Origin of the sequence: Lactobacillus sp. ESL0259 (genome assembly GCF_003693045.1) — a bacterium.
In the GTDB taxonomy this organism is placed as follows: domain Bacteria; phylum Bacillota; class Bacilli; order Lactobacillales; family Lactobacillaceae; genus Lactobacillus; species Lactobacillus melliventris.
Map to the genome: position 1 here is coordinate 299,549 of NZ_REHP01000009.1, position 18,331 is coordinate 317,879.

15 protein-coding genes are annotated in these 18,331 nt (G+C 36.6%); 2 read left to right on the top strand and 13 right to left on the bottom strand.

The features are described from left to right. Positions 1 to 93: 93 nt before the first annotated feature. The 12 genes from F5ESL0259_RS07380 to F5ESL0259_RS07435 all read right to left on the bottom strand — a co-directional run bounded on the left by F5ESL0259_RS07380 (position 94) and on the right by F5ESL0259_RS07435 (position 14,063). The gene (locus F5ESL0259_RS07380; protein WP_122038003.1) at positions 94 to 891 is read right to left on the bottom strand and encodes a metal ABC transporter permease; all 798 of its coding nucleotides are present in this window, start codon (positions 889 to 891) and stop codon (positions 94 to 96) included. Next, entirely contained in the window at positions 891 to 1,511 is a 621-nt protein-coding gene (locus F5ESL0259_RS07385) for an ATP-binding cassette domain-containing protein (RefSeq protein ID WP_046325516.1), read from the bottom strand. Before F5ESL0259_RS07385 ends, F5ESL0259_RS07380 begins: the two co-directional genes overlap by 1 nt. A gap of 54 nt (positions 1,512 to 1,565) precedes the next feature. Next, positions 1,566 to 2,717 (bottom strand): SLAP domain-containing protein, encoded by a 1,152-nt coding sequence (locus F5ESL0259_RS07390; protein ID WP_122038004.1) that lies wholly within the window; start codon positions 2,715 to 2,717, stop codon positions 1,566 to 1,568. Positions 2,718 to 2,730: 13 nt separating this feature from the next. Continuing rightward, a complete protein-coding gene (locus tag F5ESL0259_RS07395) occupies positions 2,731 to 3,618 on the bottom strand; it encodes a metal ABC transporter solute-binding protein, Zn/Mn family (RefSeq protein WP_370448591.1) in 888 nt (295 codons plus the stop codon). 270 nt (positions 3,619 to 3,888) lie between these two features. Further along, positions 3,889 to 5,346 carry a glycoside hydrolase family 1 protein gene (locus tag F5ESL0259_RS07400; protein ID WP_122038005.1) on the bottom strand — a complete coding sequence of 486 codons (1,458 nt, stop codon included), beginning with the start codon at positions 5,344 to 5,346 and terminating at the stop codon, positions 3,889 to 3,891. A 43-nt stretch (positions 5,347 to 5,389) separates the two neighbouring features. After that, positions 5,390 to 6,649 carry a PTS sugar transporter subunit IIC gene (locus F5ESL0259_RS07405; protein ID WP_122038006.1) on the bottom strand — a complete coding sequence of 420 codons (1,260 nt, stop codon included), beginning with the start codon at positions 6,647 to 6,649 and terminating at the stop codon, positions 5,390 to 5,392. Positions 6,650 to 6,973: 324 nt separating this feature from the next. Then, on the bottom strand, positions 6,974 to 8,950 hold the full coding sequence (locus F5ESL0259_RS07410; RefSeq protein ID WP_122038007.1) for a fructose-specific PTS transporter subunit EIIC: 1,977 nt from the start codon (positions 8,948 to 8,950) through the stop codon (positions 6,974 to 6,976). A 16-nt stretch (positions 8,951 to 8,966) separates the two neighbouring features. After that, the gene (gene pfkB, locus F5ESL0259_RS07415; protein WP_110446582.1) at positions 8,967 to 9,881 is read right to left on the bottom strand and encodes a 1-phosphofructokinase; all 915 of its coding nucleotides are present in this window, start codon (positions 9,879 to 9,881) and stop codon (positions 8,967 to 8,969) included. Continuing rightward, positions 9,881 to 10,636, bottom strand: a complete 756-nt coding sequence (locus F5ESL0259_RS07420; RefSeq protein WP_110446583.1) for a DeoR/GlpR family DNA-binding transcription regulator — start codon at positions 10,634 to 10,636, stop codon at positions 9,881 to 9,883. The genes pfkB and F5ESL0259_RS07420 overlap by 1 nt, the downstream gene beginning before the upstream one ends. 161 nt (positions 10,637 to 10,797) lie before the next feature. Beyond that, positions 10,798 to 11,961: an enhanced intracellular survival protein Eis gene (gene eis, locus F5ESL0259_RS07425; protein WP_122038008.1), complete on the bottom strand. Its 1,164-nt coding sequence runs from the start codon at positions 11,959 to 11,961 to the stop codon at positions 10,798 to 10,800. Positions 11,962 to 12,189: 228 nt separating this feature from the next. Next, positions 12,190 to 13,566, bottom strand: coding sequence for an MDR family MFS transporter (locus tag F5ESL0259_RS07430; protein ID WP_122038009.1), 1,377 nt, complete (start codon positions 13,564 to 13,566; stop codon positions 12,190 to 12,192). A 47-nt stretch (positions 13,567 to 13,613) separates the two neighbouring features. Further along, entirely contained in the window at positions 13,614 to 14,063 is a 450-nt protein-coding gene (locus F5ESL0259_RS07435; protein WP_122038010.1) for a MarR family winged helix-turn-helix transcriptional regulator, read from the bottom strand. Positions 14,064 to 14,232: 169 nt separating this feature from the next. On the opposite strand from F5ESL0259_RS07435, the gene F5ESL0259_RS07440 reads away from it, so the two are divergent. Further along, complete coding sequence (locus F5ESL0259_RS07440; RefSeq protein WP_122038011.1) at positions 14,233 to 15,588, top strand: threonine/serine exporter ThrE family protein; 1,356 nt, start codon at positions 14,233 to 14,235, stop codon at positions 15,586 to 15,588. A gap of 180 nt (positions 15,589 to 15,768) precedes the next feature. Continuing rightward, positions 15,769 to 16,788 (top strand): adenosine deaminase, encoded by a 1,020-nt coding sequence (gene add, locus F5ESL0259_RS07445; RefSeq protein ID WP_122038012.1) that lies wholly within the window; start codon positions 15,769 to 15,771, stop codon positions 16,786 to 16,788. A gap of 42 nt (positions 16,789 to 16,830) precedes the next feature. Here the strand turns inward: add and F5ESL0259_RS07450 are convergent, their stop codons facing one another. Further along, positions 16,831 to 18,321, bottom strand: coding sequence for a glycoside hydrolase family 43 protein (locus F5ESL0259_RS07450; protein ID WP_122038013.1), 1,491 nt, complete (start codon positions 18,319 to 18,321; stop codon positions 16,831 to 16,833). Between the last annotated feature and the right edge of the window lie 10 nt (positions 18,322 to 18,331).

Below are 18,331 nucleotides of genomic sequence, written 5' to 3' on the forward strand. Positions count from 1 at the left end.
AGTGAATTTCAAAAAGGAAAGTTTAAATAACAGGGATTATACTATAATTTTTTCACAAAAATAATAGCTGTTTTATCCTTTTAACCAGTTTTACTATAATTTATGCTTAATGATGTGAGTAAAGTAAGTAACAAGATAAATTGCTACTTCAATCACAGCAATAAAGAAAGTTACAGGTAAATTAGTAATGTAACCCAGATATAACCCAAGCCAAACGCCGATTAAAGCAAAAAAGACAGACCAAGCGATCATTGACGGGATAGTTTTACCCAGATAATTAGCAGTAGCGGGTGGCAAAGTCAACAAAATAAATACTAAAAGAGAGCCCACTATTTGTGCACCAATTGAAACAGACATTGCTAAAGCTATTAAAAAAATTACGCTGACTGCTCCGGTTTTTACCCCATGAGCAAGAGCGCCAATGTGGTCAAAGGAATCAAAGTTTAGTGGGCGCTGAATACTAAAAATCATTAATAACACTATTACGGATAAGACTATTAGTTGAATTACGCCTTGATGGTCAACTCCGATAATGCTGCCAAACAGAATGTTAGTAGCATAATTGCTGTTTGCACCGGAAATTGCCAGAAAAAGAACTCCCAAGCCCGTAAATAAAGCTGAAATTGCACTGATTGAGGATTCTTTTTGCTCGCTGTGAAGCGACAGTTCACCCACACTAATCGAACCCAACAGAGTAAATAACAGCATCCCCCACAATGGTCCAATTCCGAGCCAAACTGCAAACGCAGCTCCAGCAAAACCAATTTCAGACAGTGTATGTGCTAAAAAACTAAAATTGCGCGCAACTACATAGACACCAACTGTACCACAAGTTATGGCAATAAAGGTGCTTGCCAGAAAGGCATTACGCATAAAGCCGTAGGCAAACATTATTCATATGCCTCCTTAAATTGAGACATCTCGCCATGTTCAATTTGACCATGGTTTAAATATAAATAATTTTGCATATACTTGTGAGCTAATGTCACATCATGTGTCACAAACAAGACCGTTATTTTATGTTTCGCATTCAAATGCTTGATTAATTTCATCAATTCATCCTTAGCAACAGGATCAAGACTTGCTGTAGCTTCATCTAAAATAATCATGTTCGGATTATCCAGCAAAGCTTGTGCTAAATAAGCTCTTTGCTTTTGACCACCAGAAGCCTCGCCCATCCGAGTATCTTTAATTTGATACAGGTTAGTTTCCTCTAGTTGCTTTTTTATTGCCTTCTTAGTTGCACTATTTTTGATAACAGGGGCATTTAGACCTACAAAAGCTTCGATTGATAACGGATATTCCGCGTCTATGTTGCGAAACTGAGGCACATACCCCAGCCGAACATCATCCGCAAACTTAAATTTACCTGCACTAGGTGTCAAAATAGCCATTAAAATATTAATTAGAGTCGTTTTCCCTGTGCCGTTTGGGCCTAAAAGGGCAGTAAGTGAACCCTTTTCTAACTTAAAATTCAAATTATTGAAAACAGTATTTTTGTCAAACCTCATTGAGAGATTAGTGACTTCTAAAATATCAGACAATTTGCATTATTCCCACTTTTATTATTTAAAATTGCCCACCTTGACGAATTGATTAACATCAACGGGGTAATATTTACGACCCATAATTTTTACGCGGCCACCGTACGTGCGGACATAGTTTCCACGATATAGTTTATTTGTGCCAACCCGCTGGCCATTACCGTCATAAATATAGGCATTATGCCCTAAGAGTCGAAGTTTACCTTCTACATTGCTGGCTACAACGTATTCATTAATACCTATTTGTAAATATTTCCGTTTATTAATTGTTAGATTACCATAAATAGTTAGCTTGGAACCGGCTTTTTTAGTTGGTAAATCCGTTGCTAGCCCATTTTCATCATAAACGAGCGCATTATGCATCAAAGTCCTGGTAGCAACCGGCTTAGGCAAAACTGCAGGTTTTTTAGCGGGTGCAACAGGTGTTGTCGGTGCTGGAACCTGTGTAGCTACCGGACTACTACCAACAGGAGCAGTAGGTATTGCTGATGCACCTTGATCATAATAATATTTAACCAGCTCAAAGAAGTCATCCATTGAGTAACCCCATTTGGCAAAATAACCATCTGGATCAGTATGATCAGTTCCGCCTAAAAATGTAGATACAGCATGATGAGACCAAATTGTACCTTTACCATCATGAACGGCATTATCCGGTACCAAGTTATATTTGTGCAAAAGCTGCGCCACATAAACAGCATCATTGTTGACACCTTTGGCAAAATCAGCAAGATTATTTTCCTCACATAATTCCACTTGAATAAAACGATTATTGGCTACAGGGCCTGCACCCCAAACACCATAATCAGGAGTTGTCATCTGAATAACGCCAGTCTTATCCACAAAAGCATGAACATAGGAATAAATATTCATCCACTCACGATTAAAATAAATAGCTTCATTGCGTGCTGTAGCATTAGGCGTAGCAGTCTCGTGAATAACCACACCTTCGGGCTTGCCGTTGCGATAATTAATTGGATTGGCAGCAGTAAAGTCATTATATTTAATACCCTCTTGCGCCAATATTTGTTCCGCAAATGTTACACCGCTATAACTATTTTGTTTTGCAGTGTCATTAATTGTACCAGCCTGAACTGTCACAGGCAGTGGCACTGCCATGGTTGTAACAGTTGCTCCCAATGCCAAAACAGCAATTAATTTCTTCATTTTCATCGCCTCATAATAACTACTTTCGGGCTACTTCAGCCAAGTTTTGATAATTATCCTTCATCCAATCTAAATAATTTGTATTATCCGGAATTGTTTCTCTTACTTTTAAAACAGGAATATTTTGTTTTTGAGCCAATTTCAAAAAGTTAGTAACAGTTGAACTAGATGTCTGTTCATTGTCCACAAAAAATGCAATTTTTTGTTTTTTAATCCCTTCAGTCATTTTTTGAACGGAAGCTGGACTAGGGTCAGTATTGTTTTGAATTGCCTTCTCAAAATCCTTGTTTGCCACTTTAATATTAACAGATTCTAAGGCATAATCAAAAACAGGCTCACTAACATAAATTGGTTTTTTAACCTGATGATTTAATTTAGCCGCTGATCTCTGAATTTGAGCAATCTGGGCTAAATACTTTTTCCCGTTTTTACGATAATAACGAGCATGCTGCGGATCTTTTTTACTGAGTCGCTTAACTAAGTAATTAACATACTTAGTAGGCATAGTCAAATCAAACCAGATATGAGGATTATCACCTTTTTTTAAGCCCATTAGGTCTTCACCAACGCGCACCGGCTTTTTATCAACTGAAGAAGCCAATTTGTCCATCCAGCTGTCATAACCTAAGCCGTTTTCCACTACTATATCAGCATTTGATAATGCTTTAGCATCATTGGTGGTAGGTTGAAAGTCATGAGGATCAACAGATGACTTGGTAATTATTGCTTCTGCCTTACCATACTTGCCCACTACATTTTGAGCAATGTCAGAATAAATATTTGTGGTGGTCATAATAGTAATTTTATTACTTTTATGTGGTTTCTGCGAACAAGCACCTAGCGTCAAAAGAACTAAACCGAATAAGGTAATTGCAGCAAATATCTTTTTTAATCTAGTAAATTTCACTAATGTTGTCATTCCTTTTCATTTTGAAGTGTTATTTTAATTAACACGGCAACTTTTTAATTAATTGCAGTAAAAAGCCAAACTTACTTACAATTAATAACCATTATACACTAAAAACGAATTGCTTTAAAATAGCGTACCATTATAGTTATATTACAGTTTTATTGCTAGCAGTAGATAGCATAGTTGTTGCCATTAATTTAAAAAGCGTGCGAAATTTTCGCACGCTATTAGAGTAAGTAAACTATTAAACTTTATAATATACTTTCATCATAAAATATTTCCATTAGATTCAATTACCTGCTTGTACCAATAAAAAGAGTCTTTGGGAATTCTTTTTAAGGTCCCAGTACCATCATCATTCAAATCAACGTATATGCAACCATATCTTTTAGACATTTGGTCTGTAGAAGCACTTACCAAGTCAAACGGGCTCCACATTAAATACCCAATAACGTTTATTCCATCTTTTATTGCTTCAAGAATTTGAAGAATATGTTCTTTCAAATATTGAATTCTATAATCATCATGAATTTTGCCGTGTTCCAAGGTATCCTTAGCTCCTAGTCCATTTTCAACAATGAATAGAGGTACATGGTATCTGTTCCAATACTCATTTAAGGTAATTCTCAAGCCCAAAGGGTCAACCTGCCAACCCCAGTCGGTTGCTTTTAAATAGGGATTTTTTCCACCCACAGCCATATTACCGTGTTCTTTTTTAGCATTACGAGAACTAGAAATAGTTAAAGATGAATAATAGCTAAAAGATAAAAAATCACATTTGCCATTAGCTAAAACTTTCTCATCACCCTGTTTCATTTTTATCTGTATGCCATGTTCTTTAAAATACCGGTTCATAAAACTGGGATATTTACCTAAAACTTGAACATCTGAAAAGAACAAATTGAAGTTATCTCTTTGTAAAGCAGTCAAAACATCTTTAGGGTCACACGTTAAGGGATACACCATATCTCTAGCCACCATACAGCCAATGTGAGCTTCGGGATCAATTTTATGCAGTTGCTGTACTGCTATGGCGCTGGCAATAAACATATGATGCAAGGACTGAAAGCGAACATTCTTTTTCTCATTTTCGGTCAAGTTTTCTTCTATTGCCCCTGTTCCAACAAATCCCCAAGTTGCGGAATTTATTTCATTGAATGTAATCCAATATTTTACTTTTCCCTTATAGCGTTCAAAAACAGTTTCGGAATACTTAGTAAAGTTTTTTATTGTTTTTCTACTAAACCAGCCATTTTGATTTTTCACTAGTCCTAATGGCAAATCAAAATGATGTAATGTAATTACCGGTTCAATTTGATACTTTAAGCATTCAGAAATTACATTGTCATAAAATTCCAAGCCCTTAATATTCGGCTTATCTTCAGTGCCACTAGGAAAAATCCTAGCCCAAGAAATTGAAAATCTAAATGCCTTATATCCCATTTTAGAAAGTAATTTAATATCTTCTTTATAATGGTAAAAGAAATCAATGCCTTTTCTTTTGGGATACCTTGAATCATTTAAATCTTTTGCTGCAAAAGCAACGGAATCTTTTGTTACAGTGGGCAAAGCTAATTTTCGATTTATTTTTGGCCTAGGTACTGCCTCAGCAATTGTAGGTCCTTTATTATCAACATTCCACGCACCTTCAATCTGACTAGCAGAAGTAGCTCCACCCCATAAAAAATTTTGTGGAAATTTTTGCGGAAAATTTGTTGAATACATTATTTTCCCTTCCAATCTTAAGTCCTAAAAAATATTTTAATAATTATTTATTACTTTTTGGTTCTGAATCAATTTTCTTGAAGAAAGGCAGATAAATAAAATAGCTTAAAACACAAATTAAGAATTCATATATTGCCCAAGCAATACTGCCTCCGCCTGCTAAGAATCCGTGAACTATTATTGGTGTACCTGTAGGTACGCCAATACCAGGAAGTATGGGTAAAATACCAACTTTTATCCCTAATATTGCAATTATAATGGCAACTAATGGTGTAAGAATGAAAGGAATCGCCAAAATAGGATTCATAACAATAGGAGTACCAAACACTAGCGGTTCGTTAATTCCAAATAAATTTGGAATTATAGATAGTTTACCTAAAGTTCTATATTGCTGCTTATGTGCCCTTAGCATTGCAACACATAAGCCGATTGTTAGCCCAGATCCGGCAAAAGTTGACATGCCATAAATAGCTCCAGTATAAATATTAGGAATTGCTTGTCCAGCATTAAATGCTGCAAGATTGGCAGCGTCTAATGGCATCCATATTCCTATAAATACTGAGACTACAATCATTACACCATGAATTCCAAAAATCCATAATAAATGAGTGATTAAAACTAACAAAATCATTGTAAATGCATTATTACTTAGTAATGTTAATGGGGTGGAAATAATGGTAAAAATAAAATTATGCAGACTTTGAAATTTAGTTAGTGAAAATAAATACCGAATTGCTAGAAAGACAAAAGCAATTATGAATGATGGTATTAATGCTGTAAAAGAGTTCGAAACAGTTGGTGGCACCCCTTCAGGCATTTTGATCGTCCAACCTTTATTTTTTAGAAAAAGATATAACTTAGCTACTATTAATGCTACTAAAAACGATGTAAATAGTCCTTTGGCTCCCAGCCAATCTGAGGGTAAAGAAACTATTGAAGCAGATTTATCTGTATTAAATGGAGTGACAATTAGGAAACTAACTAATGCGATAATACCGGCTTCAATACCATATTTTTTATTTTCTTGTCCACTTAACTCACAAAATTTGTTCGCCACTAAAAAGACCGCGTATAAACTAAGAACATTGATAGTAATGTTAGCAGGAATACTAAGTATTGACTTGAGATTCAGTGAAACTAATAATTTTTGATAGGCAGGGATTTGAAGATTATTTATTAAACTTCCAATGGCACCTAAAATAATAATTGACATTGACGACAACAGACCATCAGAAATAGATTTAACATAAATATTATTTTGAATTGTCTGTGCACCTTTTAAAAACTTATCTTGTATTTTCATCTATAAAACCTCCATTGTTTTTAGATAAAAGCTATTTAATTGCTATTAACTGATCAGCTATAAAATATTATTATCTATAAACAGTTAACGTTCTATATGCAAAAACCAGAACTTTCCTAACCATTTCACAGGTTAACAATTTTGTAAGCTTTTAATTCAATTAACACAAAATGATACTAAAAATGACAAACAATTATTTAAGTAGCGGCAACCTAAAAGCGTGCGCTTCTAAGGTAAGTAGATAATTTAGCCAGAAAAAAAGCACTAGGCCAACTAACAGCTTAGTGCATATTTTTTATTTCTCAATAATATCTGAAGTCGAATTTATTTTTGATCTTGCTTGTCAACAGGCTTTTTCCACAAACCTAAGATGACACCTGCAACAATGGAACCAATGATGGTAGCAACAAAGTACAGTAGAATGTGGTTAGCAAGCGGAGATACCCAGAGGCCACCGTGAGGTGCAGGAACACCGATGCGCCATATGCCCACTAAGGCACCACCAACAGCAGAACCAATGATGCATGAAGGCAGAACGTGTCCAGGATCAGCTGCAGCAAATGGAATAGCACCTTCGGTAATGAAGGAAAAGCCTAAAATCCAGTTGGTTAAACCTGCACGGCGTTCATCTAAAGTGTATTTATTCTTAAAGAAAGTCGTACCAATTGCAGTCGCAAATGGTGGTACCATACCGCCAACCATTACGGCAGCCATCATTACAGCAGCAACCGTTGAATGAGGATCATTGGCAAAAGCACCTGAAGCAAAGACGTAAGCAGCCTTGTTGAAAGGTCCACCCATATCAATTGACATCATGGCAGCTAAAATAGTTGTCAAAACAGCTAAGTTGCCCGTACCCATTTGGTTTAAAAAGTTAGTAATGGCGAAGTTAACTGCACTAAAGATTGGGTTAACAATGTAGTACATGATAAGAGCAATGAAGAGCAGACTCAAGATTGGGTAAATGAGCATTGGCTTCATTCCTTCAAGAGACTTCGGCAATTTAGCAAACAATTTCTTTAAGCCGACTACCAAGTATCCGGCAATAAATCCAGAAGCCAGACCGCCTAAGAAACCAGCAGGTGATTTAGCATTAGTTACCACATTGGCAACATAAGCACCACCGTAGGCACCACTATAGACCGTAGCCATAAAACCACCGACAAAACCAGGCATTAAAGCGGGCAGGTCACCGATTGATTCAGCGATGTAACCTGACAAAATTGGTACCATGAAAGCAAAGGCCATGTTACCAGCATTATTCAAGAAAATAAATGCAGGAGATTTTGGACCACCAGCATAGTTTTCCACAATAAAGGAAATTGCCATTAAGATACCGCCACCGATAACAAATGGCAACATGTGGGAAACACCGTTCATGAGGTTCTTGTAAATTGAGCCCCAAACGCCTTCTTTAGCATTGTCACTATCATCGCTGCTCTTTTCACCGTTTGAATGGTAAACGCTAGCTTTAGAATTCAAAATGTTATCAATCAATTCGTCAGGTTTGTTGATACCGTCAACAACGGGACGAGAAATTAACGGCTTGCCATCAAAACGAGGCATGTCAACTTTCTTGTCAGACGCAATAACAACCCCTTGAGCGCGGCTAATTTCATCAGCGGTCAACTTATCCTTAACACCTTCTGAACCGTTGGTTTCAATGCGCACATCAACGCCACGTTTTTTACCAGCTTTGATTAAAGCTTCTTGGGCCATATAGGTGTGGGCAATACCGTTAATACATGCGGTAACGCCGACAATTAAAGGCTTTTCTTCCTTATCATTATCATTTTCACTAGCACTTGCGGCTTGCTCTTTTTCGGCTTTTTTAGCCTCATCCTTTTGCTGTTCTGCGTTTTCAAAAAGCTGGATTACCTCTTCAGGAGTTTGGGCTTTTTTGAGAGCATTAACCAGATCAGGATCAATTAACAACCCGGACAATTTAGCTAAAGCTTGTAAGTGAGTGTTGTCGGCGCCATCTGGAGCAGTAATCATAAAGAATAAATGAACTGGTTGACCATCAAGCGAATTGTAGTCAATCCCCTGTTCGCTTTTAGCAAAAAGCACGCGCGCTTTGTTAATTGTCTTATTCCGAGCATGCGGCATCGCAATTCCATCACCAATACCGGTGGTAGATTCGTTTTCACGAGCCCAAATTGACTTAATGAATTCATCTTCGTCATTGACGATGCCGGTTTTGACCTCTAAATCAGCCATTTCTTTAACGGCATCTTCTTTGTTAGTCGCTTTAAGCGCCATAATCATGGATTCAGGAGCCAAAATATCTTTAATTTTCATTTAAATTCTCCTCAATTTATGAAATTTCTTCAACATTAATTTGCGGCAACACCGCATCAATCTGACTTTTAACGGCAATATCTTTAGTAAAAGCTGTGGCAGCACCACAGGCCATACCGATACGGAAACTTGCTGCCGGATCATTTGTTTTCACATAAGTGCCAACAAAGCCGGCTATCATCGAGTCTCCTGCACCAACCGAATTAACGGCAGTACCAACAGCTGCTTTAGCATGATAAAAATGCTTAGGGGTTATCAAATAACCGCCCTTGCCGGCCATGGAGACCATAACATTTTGGGCACCCATGTCAAGCAATTTACGCGCACACTCAAGCATCTCTTTATCAGAATTAAAAGTAGTATTAAACAAATCAGCCAGTTCATGATGGTTGGGTTTAATTACAAGTGGTTTGTAGCTCAAAGTATCAAGTAAAGCCTGACCAGTTGTATCAATCACAAAATCTGCCTGTGCTTCTTTAATAGTAGGCAAAAGTTCTTTGTAAAAATCTACTGGTAAGCTAGGAGCTAATGAACCACTTAAAACTACTATGTCACCTTTTTGCAAGTCATTTAGCCGCGCTTTAAAAGCAGTTATTTCCTGCTCTGTAATATTAGGCCCAGCGGCATTAATTTCAGATTCCTCTTCTGCGTGCACCTTCACATTGACGCGGGTCACATCAGAAATAGTAACAAAGTCGTTAACAATGCGGCGCTGATTAAGTTGGCGTACCAGCTCTTTGCCAGTAAAGCCACCCACAAAACCCCAGGCAGTATTATCAATGTCCAGCTGGTTGAGTATTTGTGAAACGTTAATCCCTTTACCACCCGCCAAAAACGAGCAGTTATTAGCGCGGTTAACTTCACCACGATTAACCTGCTTTAATTGAATTACATAATCCAAAGCAGGATTAACGGTAACCGTATAAATCATTAGCAAATCTCCTTCAGTTTAATTTTGGCAGGCAGTAATTCTTTTTCTTTTGCACCTAACGCAGTAGTAAGAACTGTGACGTTTTTGACTTGGGCAAAAGTGGCAAAACTACACTCGCCAATTTTAGAAGTATCGGCCAAAATATATGTCTGATTAGCCTGAGCAATTGCTATTTTTTTAATTGCGGCTTCTTCAGTATCGGGTGTGGTTAGATTGCCACGATAATCAAGTCCATTTGTGCCCACAAAACTGGCAGAAAAGTTCATCCCCTGCAGTTGCTTCAGAGCAGCTTGTCCCACTACCGCATGAGTATTTTCTTTGATTCGACCACCCAAAAGTATAGTCTCAATTCCATGGCTAATAGCACAAAGTGCAGTTTCTAAGCCATTAGTCACAACGGTTACTTGTGGAATATCAGCAATAAAAGGAACCATCTCATATGTTGTTGTTCCTGCATCAATAAAAATATAGTCATCTTGATGCACAAAATTTGCAGCAGCATATTGAGCAATCAGCTTTTTATCATTATGATTCATTGAAAACCGAATATGTTGCGACACATCATGAGTAAAACTTTTGACTGACTGGGCACCGCCATGCACCCGTTTAATCAAGCCTTTTTCGGCTAATTGATTTAGATCTCGTCTAATGGTTGACTCTGAAGTTGAAGTTATTGAGCAGAGATCACTAACACGGCATAAGCCATGCTGGTTAACGAAATCCTCAATCACTTTTTGCCTTTCAGGCGTTAACATATATTTCACCCCAGCGAGTATTTTATGCGCTTTGATAATTAAAAGCAATCATTTTCATTCATAATTTGTCATTTTCCTGCAAAATCGTTCATTCTAAGCAAAAAAATAGCAGTCGCATAATTTATGCAACTGCTACTTTGTTAATTAGAAACAATTTTCAGTTAAAAATAGTCATAAAAACTCACTTTACCAGATAAAAATTCCAATTTACTGGAACTCAATTTTTTAATTAGCCCTAACTTTATTGCTTGCTTTAAAGTCAAATGGCCTAGTAAAACCTTCGTCCAGTTAGTTATTGACCCAGTAAAATCAGGTTTGGCACTGGTTTTAACGCAACTGGTTTCACCAGAATTATTCACCAGATGCCAGACACCGCAGTTCCACGGACAAATCTCATCCTCTGTAACTTCTAAATTGGCAGTTTTTTCACCAGCAAACTTCACGCTAGACACAATTTTTCCAAAGTCAACAATTCTCGACATCATGTAAGGCCGGACACTAATTTTTAAGCCACTTTGATCAGGAAAATATTCCTCAAGCAATGAATCTTCTGGTGCTGTAATTTCAAACTCAGTACAGGAAGAAATATGACCACCAATAAAATTAAGTAATGCAGTAATAGCAGTCGCGTTTGTATAATAGATTTCGTCAACCTTAAATTTTTTATTTACAAAACGATAAAACATATAGGCCTGAGGAGCCTGATTTTCATCAACATAAATTGCAACGTATCTGCCAGGATAATATGTTTCGAGTCTGTGCCACCACCATTTTGCTCTAACAATCGTATTACGTTCCTCACCTGCATCAATTTGCTTTTGGTATAGCTTTATTATCAAACTACTTAATGTCGGATTACTCCAATTGCCTCTTAAAATTTTACCAGCCTGGGGTAGCTTGAAATACTTAAACATTGTAGGTTCAATACTATAGGTTTTTTGATAAATAGTATTTTCATAACCATATTGCCGATAAAATGTTTCCGACCATGGTGCTAAATTAGATAGCGAAACACCTTCGTCATGAAGATCTTCCAGTATTTCTTTCATTAGCCTGGAAATATCTCCCTGGCCGCGATTTTCCGGATATGAGGAGACATAACCAATTCCTGACATTTTAATTTGATGATCAAAAATCTGACTTGCAAAATGAATCGCCATAATATAACTTGCAAGTTTACCATCATGAAAAATGCCATAACTGTCACTGTGCTGATAACAACTCATAAAATTATTATCTTTTTTCAGATCATTAGTTTTTAAAAAAGCATATTGAGTTAAAAGGACAACCTCATCTAATATTTCATTAGTTTTATCTAGTTTCATTAGTTTTCATTTCCTCAGCTAATATCTATTTTTACGTGCTTTATAGAATAGTTCAATGTTTGCCAGTCAATTCCTAACTATAAGTAACCAGCAGTTTTATAATACCGTTTTCATAAAAATTGATCTAGCTTAAATTAATTGGTCAATGTCACTTTAACTATACACATAATTATCTAAGCAGAATAATATTATTTTAAACGGCTTATCACTTGAACTAATAAAAACTATTTAATTTTCTTTTTGAGGCAAAAATAGCGAACTGCAAAAGCCAATAATTGCAAAAGCCAGCATTAAAACAAAGCCCCAACGGTATCCAGTTGCTAGATTCGCAGTCGATGTACCACCTGCACACAAACTAATTACCAGCATTGATAATGCTGTGCCAAGTGAGCCACCTATTTGTCTGACTGTAGATGAACCCGCATTTGCATGTGCCGTCATGTGAGGTTCTACAACATTTATACCCGCAGTAAAAGTGGTCATCATGGTAAATGATATTCCCACCATACGTAGCGCGTAACATAAACTAATTAAAACAAGACTAGTATTGCTATTAAAAACAACCATTGGTAATGTGCCTAATAAAAGCATAGTAAAACCAAAAAGTGCCAATTTTTTAATACCAAACTTATCAAATAACGTTCCTGAAACCGGATTGCAAATGATCATTAATAGAGCCCCTGGCATCATTACTAAACCAGAAGTTAATGCACTCTCTTGTCTAGTAGTTTGTAAATATAATGGTAAAACTAATTCAATTCCTACCATTGAAATATTGCTGATAGTACTTAGTAAAGTATCCAAGTCAAACTGTAAATTTTGAAAAACTCTAATATTAAGTAAAGGTTTCTTCATATGTAACTGACGTCGACAAAATAACAAAATAATTAGTATACCAAGTGTAAAAAGAACTGCTATTGCAATTGTAATTTTGCCAGTGTTCCCGATATCAGACAGGGAATACAAGATTAAGCCAAAGCCCAAAATAGATTCAATAAACGATATTAAATCAGTATTGCTTTTGCGCGGTTGAGTGATATTTTGAATACAAAATACAGTACAAATAGCTACCAACCCACTGGCAATACTTAAAATAATAAAAAGCATTTGCCAGTCTGCATACTTTAAGATTAATCCCGAAATCGTGGGACCAACAGCTGGACCAAATCCAATTACCAAGCCAGTGATTCCCATTGCCATGCCTCTTTTTGCAGGAGGAAACATAATCAAAATGACGTTTTGAATAAATGGCATTAAACTACCGGCCGCCACAGCTTCAATAATTCTGCCGACTAGTAATGTGGCAAAATTAGGAGCAAAAATACAAATGACTGATCCCGTAAAAAAGATTAGCATCATTGTTAAAAAGTTCTGTTTCAACTTAAAGGATTCAAAGACCCAAGCTGACATGGGAATCATCAATCCCACGACCAATAAATAAGAGGTAGTAAGCCATTGAGCAGTGGATTGATTAACTTTAAACGTAGCCATTATTGTGGGGAGCGCGTTATTGAGAAAAGTTTCCGCTAGTAGCGAAACAAATGCTCCAAATAGTAAAACGGCCATCATTAAAGCTCTTTTTTTATTAGAAATATTTTTGATCATTTTAGTTCCTTCTTTAATGTAGCATGCTACATTTTTGCTAATAATAATTAGAAATTTGCAGAAATTTTATTTAAGACTTGTTCAAGTTCTGAAATTTCTTGCTTTGACAAGTCCTTAGTAATGCGCTTATTAATATTTGTCATAATTGTCCGGATCTTAAAAATATTTTTGTCAATTAAATTAAAGCCTTCATTTGAAAGTTCTAACACAATTTGTCTTTGATCATTTTCAAGACGTGAAGTAACAATTAATTTATTTGCTTCTAAGCGTTTAACTATTCCTCGAATTGTAGGATGACTTAGCACAAATATATCAGCTACCTCTTTTTGCGTTATTTTTCTTTCTTTTGAATCATATAAATAAATCATCAAGGAAATTTGGGCACCAGTTAAAGAATAATCCCTGAAAATTTCACCGAACTCTTTGTTTAATTCTTTTTCAATCAAAGTATTGGCAATTTTAATTTTAGGACCAATTCGATTTAGAAAAGCTGTCATATAATTTCCTTAGAAGTAAATCTCATACTAATATTTTATCATACTGTAGTATACTACACTTTTTTTGTAATTAACATCTTTTTTAAACTCAATTCTATAAAATTGGTCCAACCACGAGTGTGGTAAAATTAAAACACTATATTAATAACAGAAAGGTCAAAAAGCAGTTATGACAGACGAACAATCTCCAGCATCATATCCCAAGATTTCTAGTAAGCATCACATGAAAATTCACTGGAAACAGTTTTTTAAAAGCTCTGATGATACTTTAGTCAAGGATATTACTCTGGTAGAAAAAGGATCTTTAGTCGGCAGAATCGGTATAATGCTGCTGCAATGTGGCACTGGAGCCTGGCGTGTGCGCGATTCGATGAATACCATTGCACGGGCACTCAAAATCACTTGTTCAGCCGACATTGGTTTAGTAACTATTAGCTATACCTGCTTTGATGTTGATAACAAATCATACTCGCAGACACTTTCTTTGCCAGCTACAGAAGTCAATATGAATAAGTTAAATGAAATGGAAGATTTTGTCCGCAAATTTGAAGCTGAAAATGATCACTGGACAATTGGGGCGATTCATCATAAATTGAATCAAATTGAGCGCCATACTCAAAGCTATCCCCTAATTATTTCTGCTTTGAGCGCCGGCTTGGCCTGTGCCAGTTTTATTTTTTTACTTGGTGGTGGCTTGCCAGAAATGTTTTGTACATTTTTAGGCGCTTTGGTTGGTAACTATTTTCGTCAACTAATGGGTAAAAAGAAAATTACTCTTGTTGCCAAAATAACTGTCGGTGTAGCAGTTTCCTGCGCGGTGTATTTCCTTTGCTTTAAATTAGGAACAATAATTTGGTCTTGGAGCAGTAATCATGCTTATGGCTATATCGGCTCAATGCTCTATGTCATTCCCGGTTTTCCTTTTATCACATCTGGTCTTGATATGTCAAAACTTGATATGCGTTCAGGACTTGAAAGACTGGCCTATGCTATCTTAGTCGTTATGATTGCTTCAATGGTAGGCTGGGGCATGGCTACCATGCTCAACTTATCACCAGGGGCTATGCCAAAACTAAATCTTAATCCGGCTTTATTAACAATGCTTAGAATAATTGCCAGTTTTTGTGGCGTTTTTGGCTTTTCAATTATGTTTAATGCTAAATTATCAATGGCAACAGTTGCTGCAGTGATTGGTGCTCTGGCAAATACCCTGCGTTTAAGTCTAGTTGAATTCAACCATGTTCCGGCCGCTCTAGCAGCATTCACTGGAGCTTTATTAGCAGGACTAATTGCCAGTTTTGTCCGTGATAAAGTTGGTTTTCCCCGTATTGCGATCACTGTTCCCGCAATTGTCATAATGGTTCCCGGCTTATACATGTATCGCGCTGTCTTTAATTTTGGCATTACTAACATTAATGTCGGTGCTTATTGGATTATGGATGCTTTGATGATTATTACTGCCCTGCCAATCGGCTTATTAACAGCCCGCATTTTAACAGATGCAAAATGGCGCCATTGCGACTAAAATACTTAATTGGAATTTTTAATTATTTTACCTAACTAGATTCTTAGTTAGGTATTTTATTAGGAACATATCCGTTAATGCTCTTTAATTTGTTCGTTTTTTACTCTATTCTTATTATAAAAATTGTGATAAACTAAAATAACAAGTAAAAAAACAAGAACATTGTCTAAGGAGGATTACATGAGTTCAGTCGTCACACCAGAATTTACTCAGGGCTTGCCTAAAGCCGAATTGCATTTGCATATCGAAGGAACATTAGAACCGGAATTGAAGTTAAAATTAGCTAAACGCAATCACGTCGATATAGGCCAAGCTACAATTGAAGATGTCCAAAAGACTTATAATTACCATGATTTAGCATCATTTCTAGCCGTCTATTATCCAGCAATGAATGTTTTACAAACTGAAGAAGATTTTTACGATTTGGCCTGGGCTTATTTAACTAAGGCTGCTGCCAACAATGTTCGACATGTAGAACTATTTTTTGACCCACAAGCTCACACTAGCCGCGGCATCCCCTTTGAAGTTGTACTCAATGGTCTTTATCGAGCTACTGTTGATGCACGGGCATTAAATGTTGATGCTCATCTAATCATGTGCTTTTTACGTGATTTTTCTAAAGAATCTGCTAGAAAGACCTTGCAGGAAGGTCTCAAGTACCGTGATAAGATAATTGGCATTGGACTTGACTCTGATGAGCATAACAATCCGCCACTAAAATTTGCCCGCCAGTTTGAAGATGCAGCTGCTGCTGGACTGCACATCACTACTCACTGTGACATTGATCAAAAAGATTCAATTGAACATATTCGTCAGGCTTTAGAAATTATGGAAGTTGAGCGGCTTGACCATGGCACCAACATTGTGGAAGATCCAGACCTGGTTGAACTAGCCGCCAAAAGACAGGTTGGCTTAACTTCTTGCCCGCTATCTAACAGCTTTGTTTCACCAGAAATGAAGGGTAAAGAAGTAATCGATCTTTTGAATGCGGGAGTAAAAGTTTCCATTAATTCAGATGACCCTGCTTACTTCAAAGGCTACATCAGTGATAATTATTATGCTTTAGCACAAAAATTTGATCTGTCACAAGATCAAATCGTGCAACTTGCTAAAAATTCTTTTGAGACCTCTTGGATCAGCCAACGCCAAAAACAATTATATTTAGCTGAAGTAGACCAATTTGTAGCACAATTTAATTAAATTTCGACTGTAAATATCACACAAAAAAAGGTAGAATTTTTTCTACCTTTTTTTGCTACTACGATTTTCATACCTTAAACTAATTGAATAAAATTTAACGTTATTTTGACCAATTGCCCTTAAACCAATTACTACGCCTGTAAAAGGCGAATCACTAACTTCATTAGTAAAATGTCTGGTCAGCATGCTGGTTTTAGCAATTTCAGTTTCATTATCCTTTAAAATCACACAATAATTTTCTTGCCTCATTTTTAAAATAAATCTGATTGTTGAGCCTTTATGTTTTACCTTTAAATTCTGCTCGATTTTCAGGTCGCTATCTCGTTTGCCTATTTGAATTGTATTTTGCTCAGCATTATACAAAACTGCAAAATAATGTGTGTCATCTTTATACACAGTTAATCCGGCTAAACTCGCTCTCAGCTCTTCAGTCTTTAAGCAAAAAGAGAATTCACCGTTAAATTCAGTTTGCGCAAAACCAACAAAGGATGGTGCAAGCTGGCTCACCTGAGACATTTTAAGAGGCAACGTATTAGCTTTTAATGTTAATTCGTCTTTTACAAGCTGGTAATGAGGCAATCCTACCACAGAAAGCAAATTAGCTGCAGTAAAGTCTTCCTCACTATGCGACTGCAAATTAGTTTTTAATGGTGCGGCCACATTAACTGTTGCCTTGCCCATTTTTTCTTTTTTATTAACTTCAATTTTGTTGGCATCCCAAGTGACAGGCAATAAAATTGTCTCACGTCCTAGTAAGGTACGATGAATATGGAGCGGCTGTCTGGTCGCAAGTGCAACCAGACAGAATCTTTCTTCATCTATTTGAACTATATCCGCATGACCAACGCACTGAAGCTCATTTTTGTAATCGCGGTTTGTCAAAATGGGATTATTTAGGACGCTGTGGTAAGGCCCATCAATGTTATCAGCAACTTGCATTGTTACCATATGGCCTGAACGAGTTCCTCCTTCTGCTAAAAGAAGCCAGAATTTGCCATATTGATAATAGATATGAGGGCCTTCAGGATCGCGGCCTCCAGTGCCATAACTAATTATTTTTTCCTCACTTAATATTTTTCCAGTGTCCGGATCTAGCAAAAATTGTATTATTTTACCATCTTCTGTCATTTGCAGATAACACTTATCATTCAAAAAGGTTAAGGAAGGATCAATGCCGACTCCCCCTTTTAGCCAAATAGGTTGCGACCAGCCATGAGCGGGATTTCTGGTTTTGACAATAAAAGTGCCTCTGGGTACAAAAGTACAAACGATATAAAAAACACCATCATGAAAACGAATAGTAGGAGCAAAAGCACCAAGAGAATTTTTAAGATTACTATACGGATAATATTTTGCAGTGCTTTCATCTATCACGTGACTTACCAAGCGCCAATTTAGCAAATCCTTGCTTTGATAGACCGGTAATCCTGGTAGAAACTCAAATGTTGAGGTAACTAAATAGTAGGTATCGCCAACTTTACAAATACTGGGGTCAGGATGAAAACCTCTTAAAACTGGATTTTGATATTTCATAGTTATTCTT